21 protein-coding genes are annotated in these 17,580 nt (G+C 39.1%); 16 read left to right on the forward strand and 5 right to left on the reverse strand.

What is annotated here, in order from left to right; all coding sequences use genetic code 11:
* From NHH15_RS08935 to NHH15_RS08950, 4 genes are read left to right on the forward strand one after another with little or no spacing between them, the layout of a single operon-like run.
* Entirely contained in the window at positions 1-528 is a 528-nt protein-coding gene (locus NHH15_RS08935) for a late competence development ComFB family protein (RefSeq protein WP_262066317.1), read from the forward strand.
* Between the two features lie 41 nt (positions 529-569).
* Positions 570-2,939: a flagellar filament capping protein FliD gene (gene fliD / locus NHH15_RS08940; RefSeq protein ID WP_262066318.1), complete on the forward strand. Its 2,370-nt coding sequence runs from the start codon at positions 570-572 to the stop codon at positions 2,937-2,939.
* Between the two features lie 15 nt (positions 2,940-2,954).
* Positions 2,955-3,320 (forward strand): flagellar export chaperone FliS, encoded by a 366-nt coding sequence (locus tag NHH15_RS08945; protein WP_262066319.1) that lies wholly within the window; start codon positions 2,955-2,957, stop codon positions 3,318-3,320.
* A complete protein-coding gene (locus tag NHH15_RS08950; protein WP_262066320.1) occupies positions 3,317-3,670 on the forward strand; it encodes a hypothetical protein in 354 nt (117 codons plus the stop codon). Before NHH15_RS08945 ends, NHH15_RS08950 begins: the two co-directional genes overlap by 4 nt.
* On the opposite strand, the gene NHH15_RS08955 is transcribed toward NHH15_RS08950, so the two are convergent.
* Entirely contained in the window at positions 3,634-4,260 is a 627-nt protein-coding gene (locus NHH15_RS08955) for a C39 family peptidase (protein ID WP_262066321.1), read from the reverse strand. The two genes, NHH15_RS08950 and NHH15_RS08955, sit on opposite strands and share 37 nt — an antisense overlap.
* 74 nt (positions 4,261-4,334) lie before the next feature.
* Between NHH15_RS08955 and NHH15_RS08960 the strand changes: the two genes are divergently transcribed.
* Genes NHH15_RS08960 through NHH15_RS09005 form a run of 10 tightly spaced genes read left to right on the forward strand, consistent with a single transcriptional unit; the run spans position 4,335 to position 11,787 of the window.
* The gene (locus NHH15_RS08960; protein ID WP_262066322.1) at positions 4,335-5,087 is read left to right on the forward strand and encodes a cell division ATP-binding protein FtsE; all 753 of its coding nucleotides are present in this window, start codon (positions 4,335-4,337) and stop codon (positions 5,085-5,087) included.
* Positions 5,059-6,189 carry a nucleotidyltransferase family protein gene (locus NHH15_RS08965; protein WP_262066323.1) on the forward strand — a complete coding sequence of 377 codons (1,131 nt, stop codon included), beginning with the start codon at positions 5,059-5,061 and terminating at the stop codon, positions 6,187-6,189. The genes NHH15_RS08960 and NHH15_RS08965 overlap by 29 nt, the downstream gene beginning before the upstream one ends.
* Before the next feature lie 56 nt (positions 6,190-6,245).
* Positions 6,246-6,557, forward strand: coding sequence for a flagellar biosynthesis anti-sigma factor FlgM (locus tag NHH15_RS08970; protein WP_262066324.1), 312 nt, complete (start codon positions 6,246-6,248; stop codon positions 6,555-6,557).
* A 1-nt stretch (position 6,558) separates the two neighbouring features.
* Entirely contained in the window at positions 6,559-6,954 is a 396-nt protein-coding gene (locus tag NHH15_RS08975; RefSeq protein ID WP_262066325.1) for a hypothetical protein, read from the forward strand.
* Between the two features lie 12 nt (positions 6,955-6,966).
* Positions 6,967-8,520 (forward strand): flagellar hook-associated protein FlgK, encoded by a 1,554-nt coding sequence (flgK, locus tag NHH15_RS08980; RefSeq protein ID WP_262066326.1) that lies wholly within the window; start codon positions 6,967-6,969, stop codon positions 8,518-8,520.
* A gap of 10 nt (positions 8,521-8,530) precedes the next feature.
* Positions 8,531-9,526, forward strand: coding sequence for a flagellin N-terminal helical domain-containing protein (locus tag NHH15_RS08985; RefSeq protein WP_262066327.1), 996 nt, complete (start codon positions 8,531-8,533; stop codon positions 9,524-9,526).
* Positions 9,527-9,532: 6 nt separating this feature from the next.
* A complete protein-coding gene (locus tag NHH15_RS08990) occupies positions 9,533-9,961 on the forward strand; it encodes a DUF6470 family protein (RefSeq protein WP_262066328.1) in 429 nt (142 codons plus the stop codon).
* A gap of 14 nt (positions 9,962-9,975) precedes the next feature.
* Positions 9,976-10,392, forward strand: coding sequence for a flagellar assembly protein FliW (locus NHH15_RS08995; RefSeq protein ID WP_262066329.1), 417 nt, complete (start codon positions 9,976-9,978; stop codon positions 10,390-10,392).
* A gap of 3 nt (positions 10,393-10,395) precedes the next feature.
* Positions 10,396-10,626, forward strand: coding sequence for a carbon storage regulator (locus NHH15_RS09000; protein ID WP_262066330.1), 231 nt, complete (start codon positions 10,396-10,398; stop codon positions 10,624-10,626).
* A gap of 42 nt (positions 10,627-10,668) precedes the next feature.
* Complete coding sequence (locus NHH15_RS09005; protein WP_262066331.1) at positions 10,669-11,787, forward strand: linear amide C-N hydrolase; 1,119 nt, start codon at positions 10,669-10,671, stop codon at positions 11,785-11,787.
* Between the two features lie 70 nt (positions 11,788-11,857).
* On the opposite strand, the gene NHH15_RS09010 is transcribed toward NHH15_RS09005, so the two are convergent.
* Genes NHH15_RS09010 through NHH15_RS09025 form a run of 4 tightly spaced genes read right to left on the reverse strand, consistent with a single transcriptional unit; the run spans position 11,858 to position 15,708 of the window.
* Positions 11,858-12,673 (reverse strand): GDSL-type esterase/lipase family protein, encoded by an 816-nt coding sequence (locus tag NHH15_RS09010; RefSeq protein ID WP_262066332.1) that lies wholly within the window; start codon positions 12,671-12,673, stop codon positions 11,858-11,860.
* A 4-nt stretch (positions 12,674-12,677) separates the two neighbouring features.
* A complete protein-coding gene (locus NHH15_RS09015; RefSeq protein ID WP_262066333.1) occupies positions 12,678-13,826 on the reverse strand; it encodes a DHHW family protein in 1,149 nt (382 codons plus the stop codon).
* 11 nt (positions 13,827-13,837) lie between these two features.
* A complete protein-coding gene (locus NHH15_RS09020; RefSeq protein WP_262066334.1) occupies positions 13,838-15,214 on the reverse strand; it encodes an MBOAT family O-acyltransferase in 1,377 nt (458 codons plus the stop codon).
* Complete coding sequence (locus NHH15_RS09025; protein ID WP_262066335.1) at positions 15,214-15,708, reverse strand: DUF4358 domain-containing protein; 495 nt, start codon at positions 15,706-15,708, stop codon at positions 15,214-15,216. The genes NHH15_RS09020 and NHH15_RS09025 overlap by 1 nt, the downstream gene beginning before the upstream one ends.
* A 133-nt stretch (positions 15,709-15,841) precedes the next feature.
* On the opposite strand from NHH15_RS09025, the gene NHH15_RS09030 reads away from it, so the two are divergent.
* A complete protein-coding gene (locus tag NHH15_RS09030; protein ID WP_262066336.1) occupies positions 15,842-16,096 on the forward strand; it encodes a pyruvate formate lyase family protein in 255 nt (84 codons plus the stop codon).
* A gap of 82 nt (positions 16,097-16,178) precedes the next feature.
* The gene (asnS, locus tag NHH15_RS09035) at positions 16,179-17,567 is read left to right on the forward strand and encodes an asparagine--tRNA ligase (protein ID WP_262066337.1); all 1,389 of its coding nucleotides are present in this window, start codon (positions 16,179-16,181) and stop codon (positions 17,565-17,567) included.
* The last annotated feature ends 13 nt before the right edge of the window (positions 17,568-17,580 follow it).

The raw sequence follows: 17,580 nt of genomic DNA on the forward strand, positions 1-17,580 counted from the left end.
ATGCCAAAGAAAACAAATAAAACTGATCACGTATTGAACTTATTATCAACAGGAGATGATGGTGGACAGACGGAGGAGAGCGTGGTGACAGTAGAAAAAGAAAGTAACCAGGAGGATTTAGCGGAAACCATAAAAAATACGCTGGAGCAGGAAGCAAGTGTGGAAGAAGCAGAAGTTCCCAAACCGACACCAAAGAAAAGTAAAATCACAGAAAAAGAGTCAGTTCAGGAAAAAGAGCCAAAAGAAAAGCAAGAGGAGTATAAGGTAATTAATGTGATGGATATTCTGGTGAGAGAAAAAGTCCGCTATTATATGCAGACGATGGAAATGTGCAATTGTTCACGCTGTACAGTGGACGTTACGGCCTTAGCTCTTACAAAACTTGGGGCAAAATATGTTGTTGCAAAACAAGAGGAGGTATCTCCCCTGCTAAATTTCTATTCCCGTAAATTTGAAGAAGAAATCACAATAGAAGTTATGAAAGCATGTAGTCGGGTTATGGAATCACCTCATCATGTCGATAAATAAAATAAAAGTATAAAAATATACTGGGAAAGGGGAATTTTATTATGGCGTCAATAGGTGGATTAAGCTCATCAGGTATGGGGAATAGTATTGGAGGCTTTGGAGGTCTTGCCAGTGGTCTTGACCGGGACTCGCTTATCGAGGGAATGACATATGCAACAAGAGCTAAAATTGCTGCACAACAGGGAAAAAAGCAAACAGTATTGTGGAGACAAGAGGCAGTTAGAAGTATTACCTCAAAAATGCATGAATTCACAAATAAATTTATCTCCCTTACGTCTTCCAGCAGCTTACTTTCCGGAAAACTTTTTTCTAGAAATCAAGTAACTGCATTAGGAGCTAACAGTAAGTACATTTCAGTTTCTGGCAGCGGTAACTCCAATAGTCTGTTTTCTATTTTAGGAGTGAAGAGTACGTCTAAAAATGCACAGGCCACATCGAATGGCGTGATCACGAACCAAACATTAGACACCGGAGAAATTGTAAATGATTTGGGGACAGAAATCGAAAGAGATGTCGTTGCTGGTGATACAATGCACATTAAATATGATGGAAAAACTTACGCAATCACTTTGCCAAAAGGAGAGGGGTACGATTATTCTACTCCAGAAAATGCAGCAGAGAGTATCAATAAAGCCTTGGAAAAAATTGAACTTGGAGAAGACAAAACCATGGCAGATGTTTTAAGCGTTTCAGAATCTGGAGGCACATTTACTTTTACGAATAATGATACAGAAGGAAAGGATTTAGAGCTTGTTGGACACAGTGGAGATCTTCTGAATGACCTGGGCTTTTTAAAAGAAGGGGAGAAGCTCAGTGATTTGGAGGATAGCCGTAAGAAAATTACTTCCGAAGGTTTATCTGGAGTAGAGAATGCTGTGTTGACAGAAACAGTCACGGTGGCTTCAGACTTAAGCGGAAAAAGTATCAACTTTACCTATAATGGAACAACCAAGGCCATTAAACTTGGAGAATACGATGAGAACTCGACTATTGATGATGTATTGAAAGACTTGCAAAAGGGATTGGATGGTGCTTTTGGAAAAGGACGTATCCAAGCCGAGAGGAAAGAAAATACGAATGGTGATAAAAGTTCCTTTTCGTTTAAGACCGTATTACCAAGTGGTGAAACAGATTACTCTTCTGTCTTAAAAATCAGTGGTGGGGATCCAGGGCTTCTGGGGAAAGATGGATATTTTGGAGTAGACCCAGGGACATCGAACCGTCTGAATGTATTTGAAAGCATTGGTGAATCAGGTCTCTTAAATGGAAATGTTACGGTTCCTCTGACTTTCAGTAATGGCGACAAAACCATTACCCTGGATCCAGAGAAATTCAACGAAAATACTTCTGTTAGTGCATTAATTGCAGAGCTTAATAGTAATAAAGATTTAGGAATAAATATAAGCTATCAAGAGGGTGCAGATAAGTTTGTAATAAAGTCCACTGAGCCAGGAGCAAGTGGTGAAATCCAGTTGGGAGGAAACCTGGCGGAAGCACTGTTTGGTCAAGCTGGTTCGGATTACAGTGTTCAAGAAGGAACTGATGCAGTGATTCGGGTTCAATATGCAGGAAGTGATGAAGTGGTGGAAATCGTTAGAGGAGAGAATAGTTTTACCTTAGATGGACTCACTGTCAGCCTAAACGGAACCTTTGGATATGACGATGAGGGAAATCCAATTGAAGGAACGGAGGCAATTACTTTCGAGGCCAAGACAGATACAGAGAGTGCAGCGAAAGCTGTGAAGGAAATGGTAGATGCATTCAATGAAATTTTAGAATTAATAGCAAAACAATCGAACACGAAACCAAATCGCAGCTACACACCTTTAACAGATGAGCAGAAGAAGGAAATGTCAGAAACACAAATTGAGCAATGGGAAGAAAAGGCAAAGGAAGGACTTCTTTTTGGAGACAGTGATTTACGTGGGTTAACCAATGAATTACGCTTTACAATCCCAATGAATATGCGAGAAACATTTAAGGAAATAGGGATATCCGTTTCAGGAGTGCACTCAGAAAACGGAAAGCTGCTTTTCGATGAGGAGAAATTTGCAGAAGCCATGGCAAAAGATCCACAAAAAGTCAGAGCAGCCTTGTCAAACCCTCAGGGAGCAGAAGCAGGCACTGGTTTAATGACAGGGCTAAAGACTACAATCGATCGGTATGCTTCGATGACAGGAGTGCCGAAAGGAGTTTTAGTTGAACGGGCAGGAAGTACCCATTCACCATTGTCCCTGACAAATAACGCCTACCAAAGAGAAATAGAAGCTTTCAATGTCTATATTGACCGATTGAATGAGCGGCTCAAGATGGAGCAAGATCGGTATGTAAGACAGTTTACTTCTTTAGAAAGTCTCGTTTCTCAGATGAATTCACAAAGTACCTACTTAAATCAAATGTTTAGCCAATAGAAATAGGGGGAGACGATGAATCGTAATGGATATATGCAATACCGGGAACAATCAATTATGACCATGACCCAGAGTGAGTTAGTGATTGTTCTGTATGACGAATTGATAAAACGGTTAAAAAGAGCTGGGTTTGCTCTTGATAAAGAAGACTATACGGATTTTGAGGCAGCAGTGAGCCGCAGCCGGGATATTATTATTTATTTTAAGGATAGTTTAAACTTCAATTATGAAATCAGCTATGAGCTGGCACGAATGTATGACTTCTTTTTATTTGAGCTGAGCCGTCTTCTTTCAGCACGGAAAAAGGGGATAATAGAAGATTTACTTCCATTGATAGAAGATTTAAGAGAAGCATTTGAAATAGCGGGGAAAACAGCATGATTGAGAACCTATACCAAAGAAAAAGCCGTCATCTAAAAGAAGTGTGGCAACTGACAAAGGATTTGGGGGATGCAATCGGAAACGATGATAAAGTGGTAATGCAAATGATCCTAAGTCAGAGAGGGAAGGAGCTGGAGAAAATCGCACAAGTAGATGAACAGATTCAGCAAATTCTAGATCAATTTAATGATGCACAATTAAAGGAAGCCAAGAAGTTAATAGACAGACATACAAAAAAAATGATGAGAACGTGGAGTGAGACAGTAGAGCTTGACCGCCGGCTGAACAGCCGGCTGGCAGGAAAAGATTCATTTTATTCGGATAGCACCCAGACAGGGCCGCCGCTATAGGCGGTGGTGGAAAGCTGTTGAAGAAGGGTATCGGCTGGCCAGCCTATGTCTGAACGACGAGAGCTGGCAGGGTCAAATATTTTAAAGAGCCCATCTTTAAGATAACCATGGAGAACAATGAAGTGTCCCGTAGCGGTAAAATCTCCAGGTCCCATTAAGAGAATCAGTATTTTGTCGGAGTCCAGAGCCAAACGTATTGCATCTGGAGTCAGATGGGGTAAAAGCTGTACTTTCAATCCATAATGTTTGCCGCCTTCTGGGATTAGACCGTGGATGGAACCAAGGTTCGCTGAAAAAAAACCATTTGCAGCAGACCAATCAGCGGCTTCTGGCGGTAGTAATTCATAAGTTGTTAAAGAACTTACTGCCGTTGCCAAGGCAGCAGGTCCGCAGCCATGGGTTGCAAGGGGATCCACACCACCGTAAAGATAATTGGACCAAGAAGGATTCAGCTGACTATGAGCGTGGAGTGGAATGATGTACTCTTGTCTCGGTGCAGAAGCTATTGGTGCAAGGCTTCTTTGGGCTGGAATCAGTGTACAGGTAAGAATTAGTAGAACTCCAAGTATAAGACGTTTTTTTAGACACATAGGTATTCTCCTCTCGTTATGAATATCGGACGAAATACACAAAAGTTAAGTATAGGGAAAGGGATATAGCGAAAATGGTAAAAGATGTAATATTTAGAGATGTAACGAAAACATATGAGGATGGCAGCATAGGGTTAGAGCGGGCATCCTTTGAAATTGAAAAAGGTGAGTTTGTGTTCGTGGTTGGAAAAAGTGGCTCTGGAAAAAGTACCCTGTTAAAACTTATTAGCACCCAGTTAATGGCATCCTGTGGAGAAATTGAAGTGGGTGGTATTGATTTAGACACGATACCAAAAGGAAAGTTACCTTACTTCCGTCGTCAGTTTGGAATTATGGAAAGAGAATTGGGATTGGTTACTGATTTGGATGTTACAGCAAATATAAGCTTAGCGATGTTTGCAACAGAGCAGCCCTTTCGGCTGATAAAGAAAAGAGTAGAGCAAACACTCACTACTTTAGGAATATCCCACTGTGCAAAGATGTATCCAAGACAGCTTTCAGGCGGGGAAGCGGCTCGAGTACTTCTGGCAAGGGCTTTGGTAATCAATCCTAAAATCTTAATAATTGATGAACCAACGGCCAATTTAGATGAAGATGCTTCCTGGGATTTGATGTGCTTACTACGGGATTTGAATCGTATGGGAGTTACAATGATTGTAGCCAGTCATTCTCGAGAATTGGTAACGATTATGCGAAAGCGGGTTATTACCTTAGTTTCAGGAAAAATTGTCAAGGATGAAAAGCGAGGAATCTATAACGATAAGGCTATGGATATCTTTGCTGAAAAGAGAGTAGAAAATGAGAGAAGATATTACGAGAGAGTATGAGGCGGATTGTTTAATAAAATTGTTGGAAGCACTTGTGAATAAGCAGGAGATTCCAAGATTTGAGAGAGTGCCGGATTGGGAGAAATTATACAAGCTGGCACTTTTTCAAAATGTGACAAATATAGCGTATTACTGTCTTTTAGGTGTGGACGATTACGAGTTGAAGCCCTGGAAGGAAAAGTTTGAAGAGCATTATCATCAGGCCGTTGTCAATGAAGGGTACTATGGAGCAGTTGTACCAGAAATTTTAGAGGAGCTTGAAAAAGGGAGCATCAATGGCGTTCTGTTTGGGGAATATATTTTACGGGGATTTTATCCGAGAGTTGAGATGCGGGAGCTTGAAAGTGTACAGATACTGGTTGGAAAAGACCAAGTAGATAAGATTCGTAAAATAATGGAAAGGCTTGATTTTACAGAGGAGAAAAGCAATAAAAAAGGAGCTTATGTTTTTACAAAAATACCGGGATTGAAAGTGATTTTTTGGACGAAGCTTCATTTTCTGAATAAGAAGTTTACAAAGTACTTTGATATTTCCCTAAAGACATATGAACCTTTTGCTTCCTATCGATGCATACGTGGATTTCAACCGGAGGAATTGTACATCTATTTAATCGCCTCAGCAGCAGAGGATTATGCAAAAAGTGAATTAGATATGTTGAAAATTTTAGATTTGCGTTGTTTTTATCGTGCCTATGTACGAGTATTGGATTGGAAATATGTGACGAAAGAGCTGGATGCTTTAAAGGCAGGAGAGTTTGCAGACTATATTACCAAATTAGCCACTATGTGGTATGATGGTTTGATTTTTGAGAAGGATAATATACTTTTGACAGCTATGGAAGTACATATTTTAACCAAGGGGAGAAAGGGACGTCACGAGAGTGAACGGTTATTAAGTCTGGTCAATGAGGTGGCGGATATATACAGCCGAGACTTGAAAAAACAACAACGCAAGGCGGCAAGAGAATTGCTGTTGCCCTCTCTGGAATATATGCGTGTTATGTTCAAAGTACTACAGAGATATCCGTGTTTTCTCCCATTGTGTTGGGTGGTGCGTCTTTTGCGATTAGGAAGAGATAAAATCTTTCATAAAAAGGCTTAATTTTTTGTGAAAATAGTCGATAATGGGGATAAGAAGACAAAAGGAGGTAAATTGTTATGAGAATTTCTGTAGATGGTTTTAATAGACATTATACGAAGTCTCCTTCTGCTGCCAATAAAAGTAATCAGGAGAATTTAAAAATGGAAAGAGGAAAACAATTCGATAAAATTGTGATTTCTTCAGATCAACCGGTTATTGATGAAGAGAAGATTGTCGAAGAGGCAAAGAAGGAAATACTAAAAGAAGTAGGACGTTCTGCAAATGATGAAAAAATTGCCTCCTTAAAGAGTCAGGTTGCAAATGGCACCTATAAAATTGATGTGGATGAAATAGTGAAGCGGATGCTGCTTCAAGGAGGAAATGAATAAAATGAATAGATTAGGTAAAGTGGTAGAGGAATTAAGCGCACAATTTCGTGAGGTTACATCGATCGAAACTGAAATCATGGAAGCCGCAGCCGAAAATAAAATATCCTTGGTAGAGAAGTGTATTTTAAGAGAACAAGCGGCTGTTATGAAATTACGTGGATTGGAACGGGAAAAGAACGAAGCACAAAGTGCATGTGGCTTTGCAAATATGACATTCCACCAAATTTTAAATGCTCTCGACGAAAAAGAGCGAAAAGAGTATTTACCTATTTTCGAAGAACTGAGTCGTGAGGTACAAGTCTTTCAAGAGATTCATGAGGATGCAGGACAGCTTTTAAACGTGAAGCTTCGTCATCTGAATAATATCTCACAAAGTCAGGTTAACCACAAAGCGTAGGGGAGAAAACAAATGATTAGATCGACATTTTCAGGGTTTACAATGGCACAGCTTGCATTGCTGTCCAGTCAACGAGCAATTGATGTAACAGGACACAACGTAGCAAATATTAACACTCTGGGGTATACAAGACAGAGATTAGATCTTGCCAGTATTAATCCAGTGGGAGCCAGCTTTTCAGGTTCTCCCTTTGATACAAGGGTAGGTCAAGGTGTTATGATGGTGGGAATCAGCCAGATTAGAGATCCATTTTTAGATATTCAATTTCGTAACCAGATATCAAAAGTGGGAACGGCTGATGCAACGGACAAAATTCTGGAGCAAATTGGAAATATTTTTGATGAGACGGACTCTTCAGGAATTGCAGATGCATTCAACGAAGTACTGGCACAGCTAAAGAAGATGTCTGAGACATCAAATGCAGGTGAGAGTAGTGTAGAAGAATTATTAAAGTCAAATATGCAAGTGCTAATGAACTTGATAAATCAGAAAGCAGAAGAGGTCGGTGGACTGAAAAGCGATTTGATAGATCAATTGAAGGATACTGATTTAAAGAACTTAAACTCTTGTATTGAGCAGATTGTAGAGCTGAATTCGGCAATTAAGAACTCACAAGTTTTAGGAAGCCCGGCGTTGGAGCTGCAGGATCAAAGAAATGCCTTGCTGGATGATTTGGCTACTTACCTGCCAATTAATGTTAAATATCGTACGGATGATTCTTCAGGAACTCCTGTAGATGTTATGGAAGTGACATTTCGGGATGCCAATGGGGAAGAGCATGTTTTGATTTCTGACGACAAGGCAGGAGAATTTAGCTTAGATGATAACAACGGTGAGATACCGGTTAGCCTTAGCTTTACAAACAGCGATGGGGAGACCAGTGAAGTTACTGATTTACTACGGAATGGTGTTCTAAAAGGAAAGCTTGATATGCTGAACAAGGCAGGAAGCTTTGATGGAAGTGGAATCAAGGGAGTGGGATATTACGAGAAGATGTTCGATTGTTTTGTGGAGAAGCTTGCAACAGTGATGAACGATATGAATGCCTATACGGACGAAAATGGAAATGAAGTAAGGGCTGACTTGTTTGAAACCACAGACCCCGATGGAAAATTTACGGCAGATAGTATTCGGATATCAGAGAAATGGTTGTCCGGTGAGATTGGAATTACAAAGTCTCAAAATGCGGATCCGGGAAGCACAGAGTATGAAAACGTTCAAAAAATGTTTAATGCTCTTAGCAGTGACAAGTATCAGTTTAAGACCACCACACCAGATGGAAAAGAGGTGGTGGTATTTGAAGGAACGATTGCAGAAAGCTATGACCATCTTGCCGATACCCAAGCGATTGACCGGAAAGCGACCCAGTCTATCTTGAAGAATCATATAACGGTATTGGGGCAGATTGAAAACTCCAGAGACTCTGTTTCAGGAGTGAATTTAGATGAAGAAGTGATGGATTTAATGCGTTATCAACAATCTTATAATGCGGCATCAAGATTAATGACAACCTTAGATCAGATTTTAGATAAACTAATTAATGACACCGGAATGGTGGGCAGATAGGAGGTATAATATGCGTATTACATCCGGTATGATGAGAAGAAATTATATGAATAACCTAGGCTCAACACTGGGAGGATTAGCAAAGTCCCGTCAGCAAGTTGAGACAGGGAGAAAATTTCTCCAGTCTTACGAGGATCCGGCATCAGCAGCAAAGGCCTCTGTGTTAAGAATGCGATATGCCCGTAATGCTGAGAATATTGAGACAGCAAAAAACACGCAGAAGTGGCAGGATAATCAGGAAGATGCGTTACGACAGCTCAGTGACATTGCAACGGAAATTGATAAGAATTATTCGGTACAAGGTGTAGATGATACAAAGGGTGAAGAAGGAAGAAAGGCGTTGGCACAGTCTTTACGAGAGCTGCAGCAATCTATGGTAGCATCCTTAAATGCAAAGTATGGAAATGCCTACGTTTTAGCTGGAAATGATGGACAAAATCCTCCCTTCGAGTTAAAAGATGGAAAAGTCCTCTATCGGGGACTAGATGTCAATGATCCAGACAATAAGGAAGCATTAGAGAAACTTTCCAAAGAAACCTCATATATCGATTTGGGATTTGGCCTTAAATTTGATGAAAATGGTGGGATTATCTCATCCAGTGCTTTTGATTCTGCCTTTCCTGGTATTAACGCAGTTGGCTTTGGACAAAATAAGAATGGAGAAAATCAAAACTTGATTTCCCTTGCAGGAGAGATGGCAGATTTATTAGAGGAAGAGGATTTTGATCATGAGGGTTATGGGAAGTTGTGGGAGTCTTTTAATGAAGGCAGTAATAAGCTAAAGGATCAATTGGCTACCATTGGCTCAAGATCTAAATTCTTAGAAACAACAGTGGATCGTTTGGAGACAGAAAAAATCAATATCACGGAGGAAATTGATGGTACTATTAACATTGATGCTGCCGAAGCAATTACCAATTTTTCTTGGGCAAGTTATGTGTATAACTCAGCATTAAAGGTAGGAACCAGTGTATTAACGCCATCACTATTAGACTTTTTGAAATAGAAGGAGATGATTCATACGAAGACAAATCCAATTCAGTATAATCAAAACGCAATGAAAATAAAGATTACCAGAGAAAAAGGTGGACTAGAAATTGATCATAAACCAATCAAGGTAAGAATGGATAGTTTTGAGATGCGCAATAGTATTTCTCCATCGGTAAAAACCACCGTAGAAAATTTGGCAGAGAAAGGCCGTCAGGCTGCATCTGAGGCAGTAGCGAAATACGCAAGTAGAGGAAAATATCTATTGCCAGCCAAGCCAGGAGATAAAGGGGAAGCCTTACAACAAATGTGGAATGCAGAAAATGCTCCCTCTACAGGTGAGTTTGAACTGACCTTTATTCCAAGAACAGGACCGAAAATTGACTGGGAGGCTCACTCATTAATTATAAAATATCAGATGGACAAACTTCATTTTAGTGCTAAAATGGAATAAAGGAGAGACTACAGATGCAAAAGGCAAAAGATGAAAGAACAATTTATTTTCCAGAAGGAATTCTTGGATTTGGTGAGTTTCATGAATATCTCCCGATACCAATGAGTGAAGAGGATGATGGAGTAATCAACCTTCAAAGTGCAGAGGATGAAAATCTATCCTTTGTCATTATGAACCCCTTCTTTTTAAAAGAGGATTACAATCCACAGATTCTAAAGAGTGACTATAAGAAGCTGGGAACGACCAGTGAGGAAGACCTGTCCTATTATGTCATTTGTGTTGTACGGGAACCAGTAGGTGAAAGTACAATCAATTTAAAGTGCCCTATTGTAGTGAACATAAAAAATCGTAAAGCGCTGCAGGTTATTTTAGAGGATGAACAGTATGCAATGCGTCATCTCCTTAAAGAATTCAAGAAAAAGGGGGATTAGGTGATGCTGGTATTACAACGAAAAAAGGGCGAGGAGCTTCTGATTGGCGAGGACGTTCGTATTTCAATAACAGAGGTAACGGCAGATGGAGTAAAGCTGGCCATTGATGCACCAAAGGATATAAAAATTCTGCGAGGAGAACTGGCAGAAGCAATTGCAGTGAATAAAGAAGCTGCAAAGAAGCCGAAAGAAAATATTTCCAAAGATATTCTCAAGGTTTTACAGGAGAAGTAAGGAAATAATATATTTTATGCTATGTTAAAAAGGGAGATTTGTATGAAAAAGAAGAAAAAAGCAATTATTGGGGTCATAATGGTATCCATTATGACAATGGGACTGTTGGCAGGATGCAAGCAGACGAAAGAGCCAGAAGAACAAAAAGAGCAAAGAGATTCCGAATTCACAAATGAAGAGTATGAAACATTGAGCTCTTTGAAAAAAGTAACGGATAACTATTATACAATGGAATATAAAGTGGACTACGGATTGGATACGGTTTTGGAAAAAGGAGCATCAAATCTTGGAGACTTAGGTGATGACATATCAGAACAAGTTTTAAATGGTTTGCCACATCAGGCGAAAGTCCCGGATTTAGGCTGCTCTGCTTTTACAGCAGTTACACCGGATGGTGACTACATTCAGGGAAGGAATTTGGATATTGCAGATGCTCAAAATACTTTGGTACGTACACAGCCGAAAGACGGGTATGCAAGTCTGTCAACAGCAAGCGGTTTGGCCTTAGGCTACATCACAAGCATGCCTGATAATATGCTTGGCCGTCAAATTCTTTTGGCAGCACCTTATTACCCGGCAGATGGTATAAATGAAAAAGGACTAAGTGTTGCTATGCTCTTAGTATATGGAGCAGAGCCGGTAAAACAAGATACGGGAAGGACAGCAATTACTACATCAATGGCGATTCGAATGTTGTTGGATAAGGCCGCTAATGTTGAAGAAGCAGTCGAGCTGATGGAGCAGTATGATATGTATAGTTTTGCGAATTCAAACATTCATTTCCAAATCGCTGATGCAGAAGGAAACAGCACAATCATTGAGTACGTAAATGGGGAAATGCAAAGATTAGATCCGGAAGAATATGGACAAGCTGTAACGAACCATTACATGAGTAAAGACATTGAAGATAAATATATGGATGGAGAAGATCGCCTCATTTCTCTACAATCGGATTTAAAGAAATATGACGGTGTTGTTACAACGGAGCAGGCAATGGAAATGCTTGAAAAAATTCAGGCAGTAGACGATTATGATGAACTAAGTGGTGTGAATTACAATACCTCTTATAGCATTGTTTTTAATAATACAAAGAAAAGCGTAGATGTTTGTGCCAACAAAGATTACAGCAAAGTATTCAGCTATGATGTGATTGAGAAATAAGAGAGCAATACCCTGAAACAAACCACCTATAGAGGTCTTAACAGACGAAATCTCTATAGGTGGTTTTAAGTTAAAGGAAAAGATTATCCAGATAGCGAAACAAAACAGCATAAAAATAAGGAGTAAAGTGTGTTCCATCCGGTTCATAAAGATCAGGACGGACAATCCATGTGGTATCAATATACGTGGTACCAACCTCATGACATAAGGTTGATAACCCTGCATCGATTTCTGTCGTGTCAATTAGCTTAGGAGTTGCACTCACACCTTCCTCTGTTGCCGGAAGTATCGATAAAACAAATATCGATGAATCCGGAAGCTGAGTTTTTAATGCCTGAAGAAATACGCGGTAACGTTCCAGATATTCTGCTGGAGGTTCCGTTACTGGATGATCGTTTAATCCGGTAAAGACCACCACATTTTTGGGATAAGTGCCTGCAATTTGAGGAATGTATTCTTCCAGCTTTTTGAGGCTTGCACCTCGCTCATAGATGATGCTTGAGCTGTTTACAAGCTGGTAGGAGTAGATAGCCTCTGTCAGAGAGTCTCCAAAAAATATCGTATCAGAAAATTTACTGTTGTAGTGGGTCATTTCTTCATCACTGGTAAGAGGAACCTGTCCTTGATCCAGTAAAGAATTCCATTCATTTATTTTATCTTGAAAATCCTCTGGATTAGCCAATTCCGTTTTCTGCATTTCTTTGACGGTGGCCATAATTGCAGCCACGTCTTTTGACTCTTCTTTTTTTACATAGGATATACCCTTCTTATTTACATCTCTTGAATAGAACGCCTTTCCAATATTACGAAAGAAAAAAAGAAATAGAAATAGTAAGAGAAAGAAGAGGATAAGGATTATTACTTGTTTGAGCACTGTTTTTTTCATAAAATCATTCTTCCTCCATGGATAAAATCTGTACCAAAGAATTATCTTCGCAATAAGTTTCAATATTATACAAGAATAAGATATCGGTGTAGCTTGAGTTTGCCATCAACTGACTGACACTGCCAGCATAATAGCGGGGATCAATCACATCAATCTCTGAGAAATAAGGAATTAGAAAAGGAATCAGAGAGTTGGCATAGGAATCTTTAAAAACAATCAGTTTACGGTCTGTCTTTTGATCGGTGGTTATTTTTATATGAGAATGATTTCCACCAAAGAACACTTCATAAGGATCATCTCCCTCTAAGCCTTCGCTGCTATAAACGGTGGCTGTTTTCTGTTGGGATTCCACATAATCTACAATATAGTTTACATCCATATTCTTTAAAGTATAGATGGAGATCGTATCTTTTTTTCCACTATAGTATCCGCTTTTAGACATTAAGGTGCCCTGGAAATTTGTACAAATTTCTTTTTCTTCCCATTGAATTGGTTCTGCATCCGGGAACATAGCGGAGATAAGAGATTGATATCCAATATAAGCACCTTGGGTGGTCCAATGATGATCCGTTTTGTAGAAAAGGGTATCTTTCTCAGAGCTTTGGAAGGGCTCAAATAGATTCACAACCGTTACATTTTCGCCAGATACCTGAGAGGTATTTTCTTCAAACCACTTTTCCTGGCTATCAACAGGAGCGCCTTTAGGGAGTTTGTCTTTTAATATCTCAGAAGCAGTGGGAGCCAATAGAATATAGCCATTTGCATAATTATTTTCTGCGAGAAAGCTTTGGATGGCCTTTGTGGATTTGGTACTCAGTGTTGAATCCTCTATGTGGAAGGCTTGAATCAAGAATCCATTTTTTCCGTTATACACACCTTGAGACAGGTTGTTTCCAAGAAAGCGATTTATGAGTCCATTTCCATAAACAAGGGTATCTCTTCCGGGAAACTGGTCGGTTAAGTAAGATTCCATATTGGAACCAAAGCTTCCATCCTTCCAGGTTTCAAGATTGAAGGTTGGGCTGGTATCCAGGACTCTGCGTTCCGCTTTTGAATACTTTCTGTCTGGAATCAAAATGCTGAAAAGAGGAAAACCAAGTATGATGATAAGAAGCATAACCGTTAGTAAAGCTTGATAATGATTTTTTTTCATCATGATCTCCTTTAAAATCTGAAATATAAGAAGGGATTATAACTTTGAGAAATCAAGGATACAATACAAAGTAATAATAATCCGGTTAATAAGGTAACAGCTAAAAAGGGAGCTTTTTTCTTGATGTGTTTCCCATATGGATTCAAGAAGGGGAGGCAAGCAAAGGCTCCAATCGCTAAAATGAGGATGCTGGATTTTAAATAGTACCATGTGGTTTGATTTAGAAAAGCAATTTTCCCAAAGCCAAACAAGGCTGAAAGATCTGCGTTCGCAAAAAGCATCCAACTAATTAGAATTAAAAACAAAGTCAATATGCGGTATATTTTAGGAAATCTCTTGATAAAAGAAGCAAAAACAAATTTTTCCAGAATGAGAAGTATTCCGTAGTACAGTCCCCAAAATATAAAGTTCCAGTTTGCGCCGTGCCACAATCCGGTAAGCATCCATACAATTAATATGTTGCGGATTTGAATCAAAGCTCCCTTTCGATTTCCTCCAAGAGGAATGTAAAGATATTCTTTAAACCAGGAGCTTAAAGAGATATGCCAACGTTGCCAAAAATCAGTAATTGATTTCGCAAGATAGGGATAATTAAAGTTTTCAATAAAATGGAAACCCAGCATCCGTCCGATTCCGATGGCCATATCGGAATATCCGCTAAAATCAAAATAAATTTGAAAAGCATAGGAAAGAGCGCCAATCCACGCGGTGATAATGGCCTGATGTGAGGAGTCCAAGCCTTGAATATTTTCGAAAATGATACCAAAAGTATTGGCCAAAAGCACCTTCTTGGATAGACCGATGATAAAGCGTTCGCTTCCCGACGCAAAATCATGAAGTGATAAAGTTCGATTTTTAATCTCTCTTGCCACATCACTGTAACGAACAATTGGTCCCGCAATGAGCTGCGGAAACATAGAGATATAAAGGGCGAAGGAGATGTAATTATGTTGAGCAGGTACTTTTTGGCGATATACGTCAATCACGTAGGAAAGAGCCTGGAAGGTATAAAAAGAAATACCAATTGGAAGGCTTAAATTATAGTCTGGTAAAAGGTCAGGGAAAATTCCATTTACATTTGATACAAGAAAAGGATAGTATTTAAAAAATGCAATTGCAAATAAATTCCAGACAGCGGCTAAAATCAGGTTGGAGCGAGCAGAAAGCATGCGGTTTGATGCTATATTTCTTTCGATTAAAAGCCCGGTGATATAATTGATGGTAATACTTAAAAGCATAAGAATAATATAGACTGGCTCTCCCCATGCATAAAAAATCAGACTAAAAATAAGCAGAATCACATTTTTCGTGTAACGAAATCCTGCATAGTAGAGAATTAAAACAAGTGGAAAAAAGAAAAACAGGAATGAAAAGCTGCTAAATACCATTATTTTTTTCCTCCTGATTTTAGTTGTTCTAAAAAGCTTTCCTCAATTTGAAGAGATTCATTGGCAATCACAAAAAGACAGTAATTTCCCCGAAAAACGATTCGGGATTTTTTGAGGATTCCTAACTGGTCTGTTCCGTACCCATCAAAGTTATTGTGAATGGTATCGATTCTTGAATCAAGAGCCTCCTGGAGAAGCGCTTTCTGGGAAGAATCTGTCATTTCAATCAGAAGAAGTTCTTCAACACCCATGTTTGAAGTTGGTCCATAATAAGCCAAGGCGGCAAAGTCGCCAGGATTTAGCTGGTATCTCTTTTTGAATAACAAGGGATCTTCTATTTGAACGGTACCTTTTATCTCCTTCGATAAAAGTTCTCCCGTTTTTTCTACATTTATCTTTTCTGTCACTTCTTGCTTTATTTGTGTCCAAATAAAAAAGAAAAGAAGAAAAAAGAATAAAATCCATAGGATTGCATTTTTTCTTGATATTTTCATTTTCACCTTACTCCTCATTCTCACCTTACTCCTCATTCTCTGAACTATTATAAAGGGTTCATAAAATCTAGTCAATCCAGTAAGAATAGTATACAATGAAAATATCGATTAATTGTTTGTAAGTGAGGTAAATATGAGTAGTACAAAGAGAATTGAGAAGCTTCGGAAAAGGTATATTGACTCGAAACCATCCATTTGTTATGAGAGAGCACGCATTTATACAGAGTCTCATAAAAAAACAGAGGGTAAGCCGGTTCCGATTCAGCGGGCACAAGCCTTTTGCGATTTTGGGAAAAGAAAAATACAAGGCTCTTGGCTTAGAGAAGCACATCCATTCCTTTACAACACCGACACCTGGGGAAATCGAAAAAGCGTATCAAATATTTGAAAATACCGGAATCCGGAAGGTAGAATATAAGTGAAAAATAGTATATACTGTTAGAAGAATAGAACAAAGGAGATAGAAAAGAATGGAAGTAGTGAAAATAAAAGAATTGTTTCGGAATACGGAACAATATCTGGATAAAGAAGTAACGGTTGGGGGATGGATTCGAAGTATTAGAGATTCTAAAACCTTTGGATTTATCGTGATAAGTGATGGTTCTTTTTTTGAGCCTCTTCAGGTTGTATATGGAGAAAAGCTGGAAAACTTTCAGGAGATAACAAAGCAGAACGTTGGTGCTGCCTTAATTGTAAAGGGAACATTGGTGGCAACACCAAATGCGAAGCAGCCTTTTGAGATACAAGCAGCTTGTGTCGAGATAGAAGGAGTTTCAGCACCAGATTATCCATTACAAAAGAAAAGACACAGTTTTGAATATTTAAGAACAATCTCTCACTTAAGACCACGCACAAATACGTTCCAGGCAGTATTTAGAATTCGGTCCTTATGTGCTTACGCAATTCATAGCTTCTTTCAAGAAAGAGGCTTTGTATATGTGCACACTCCCATCATAACAGGAAGTGATGCAGAGGGTGCTGGAGAAATGTTCCAGGTGACGACATTGGATATGGAAAATGTACCAATGGCGGAAGGTAAAATAGACTATTCAAAAGACTTCTTTGGAAAAGAAACAAATCTTACGGTAAGTGGACAATTGAATGGGGAAACCTTTGCGCAAGCCTTTGGAAATATCTATACCTTTGGACCTACCTTCCGTGCAGAAAATTCAAATACCACAAGACATGCAGCTGAGTTTTGGATGATAGAGCCGGAAATCGCCTTTGCAGATTTAGATGACAATATGGACTTAGCAGAAGATATGTTAAAATATGTGATACGATACGTATTGGAACATGCACCAGAGGAGATGAATTTCTTCAACTCTTTTGTGGACAAAGGGCTAATTGAGCGGTTAAACAATGTTATGAACTCAGACTTTGAAAGAATTACTTATACAAAGGCAATTGAACTATTGGAAGAAGTGAATGACCGCTTTGAGTATAAAGTACATTGGGGAAGCGATCTTCAAACAGAGCATGAACGCTACTTAACAGAAGAGCTTTATAAAAAACCTGTATTTGTAACGGATTACCCAATTGAAATCAAAGCATTCTATATGAAACAAAATAGCGATGGAAAAACTGTTGCAGCCATGGATTGTTTGGTTCCGGGAATCGGAGAAATTATAGGTGGAAGCCAAAGAGAGGACGATCTTAATAAGCTGGTAGCCAGAATGAAAGAGACAGGTTTAAGTGAAGAGGAATACCAATTTTATTTGGATCTAAGAAAATATGGGTCTACCAGACATGCAGGATATGGTCTGGGCTTTGAAAGGTGTATTATGTATTTAACCGGTATGGGGAATATCAGAGATGTGATTCCATTCCCAAGAACAACTGGAAACGCTGACCTGTAAAAAAGGAGGGGAG

Source organism: Aequitasia blattaphilus, assembly GCF_024721305.1.
Taxonomy (GTDB): domain Bacteria; phylum Bacillota; class Clostridia; order Lachnospirales; family Lachnospiraceae; genus Aequitasia; species Aequitasia blattaphila.

Excerpts from the sequence above, each read along its gene's own strand:
- NHH15_RS08935 (WP_262066317.1), top strand. The coding sequence starts at position 1 with ATGCCAAAGAAAACAAATAAAACTGATCACGTATTGAACTTATTATCA.
- fliD (WP_262066318.1), top strand. The coding sequence starts at position 570 with ATGGCGTCAATAGGTGGATTAAGCTCATCAGGTATGGGGAATAGTATT.
- NHH15_RS08945 (WP_262066319.1), top strand. The coding sequence starts at position 2,955 with ATGAATCGTAATGGATATATGCAATACCGGGAACAATCAATTATGACC.
- NHH15_RS08950 (WP_262066320.1), top strand. The coding sequence starts at position 3,317 with ATGATTGAGAACCTATACCAAAGAAAAAGCCGTCATCTAAAAGAAGTG.
- NHH15_RS08955 (WP_262066321.1), bottom strand. The coding sequence starts at position 4,260 with ATGTGTCTAAAAAAACGTCTTATACTTGGAGTTCTACTAATTCTTACC.
- NHH15_RS08960 (WP_262066322.1), top strand. The coding sequence starts at position 4,335 with ATGGTAAAAGATGTAATATTTAGAGATGTAACGAAAACATATGAGGAT.
- NHH15_RS08965 (WP_262066323.1), top strand. The coding sequence starts at position 5,059 with ATGAGAGAAGATATTACGAGAGAGTATGAGGCGGATTGTTTAATAAAA.
- NHH15_RS08970 (WP_262066324.1), top strand. The coding sequence starts at position 6,246 with ATGAGAATTTCTGTAGATGGTTTTAATAGACATTATACGAAGTCTCCT.
- NHH15_RS08975 (WP_262066325.1), top strand. The coding sequence starts at position 6,559 with ATGAATAGATTAGGTAAAGTGGTAGAGGAATTAAGCGCACAATTTCGT.
- flgK (WP_262066326.1), top strand. The coding sequence starts at position 6,967 with ATGATTAGATCGACATTTTCAGGGTTTACAATGGCACAGCTTGCATTG.
- NHH15_RS08985 (WP_262066327.1), top strand. The coding sequence starts at position 8,531 with ATGCGTATTACATCCGGTATGATGAGAAGAAATTATATGAATAACCTA.
- NHH15_RS08990 (WP_262066328.1), top strand. The coding sequence starts at position 9,533 with ATGATTCATACGAAGACAAATCCAATTCAGTATAATCAAAACGCAATG.
- NHH15_RS08995 (WP_262066329.1), top strand. The coding sequence starts at position 9,976 with ATGCAAAAGGCAAAAGATGAAAGAACAATTTATTTTCCAGAAGGAATT.
- NHH15_RS09000 (WP_262066330.1), top strand. The coding sequence starts at position 10,396 with ATGCTGGTATTACAACGAAAAAAGGGCGAGGAGCTTCTGATTGGCGAG.
- NHH15_RS09005 (WP_262066331.1), top strand. The coding sequence starts at position 10,669 with ATGAAAAAGAAGAAAAAAGCAATTATTGGGGTCATAATGGTATCCATT.
- NHH15_RS09010 (WP_262066332.1), bottom strand. The coding sequence starts at position 12,673 with ATGAAAAAAACAGTGCTCAAACAAGTAATAATCCTTATCCTCTTCTTT.
- NHH15_RS09015 (WP_262066333.1), bottom strand. The coding sequence starts at position 13,826 with ATGAAAAAAAATCATTATCAAGCTTTACTAACGGTTATGCTTCTTATC.
- NHH15_RS09020 (WP_262066334.1), bottom strand. The coding sequence starts at position 15,214 with ATGGTATTTAGCAGCTTTTCATTCCTGTTTTTCTTTTTTCCACTTGTT.
- NHH15_RS09025 (WP_262066335.1), bottom strand. The coding sequence starts at position 15,708 with ATGAAAATATCAAGAAAAAATGCAATCCTATGGATTTTATTCTTTTTT.
- NHH15_RS09030 (WP_262066336.1), top strand. The coding sequence starts at position 15,842 with ATGAGTAGTACAAAGAGAATTGAGAAGCTTCGGAAAAGGTATATTGAC.
- asnS (WP_262066337.1), top strand. The coding sequence starts at position 16,179 with ATGGAAGTAGTGAAAATAAAAGAATTGTTTCGGAATACGGAACAATAT.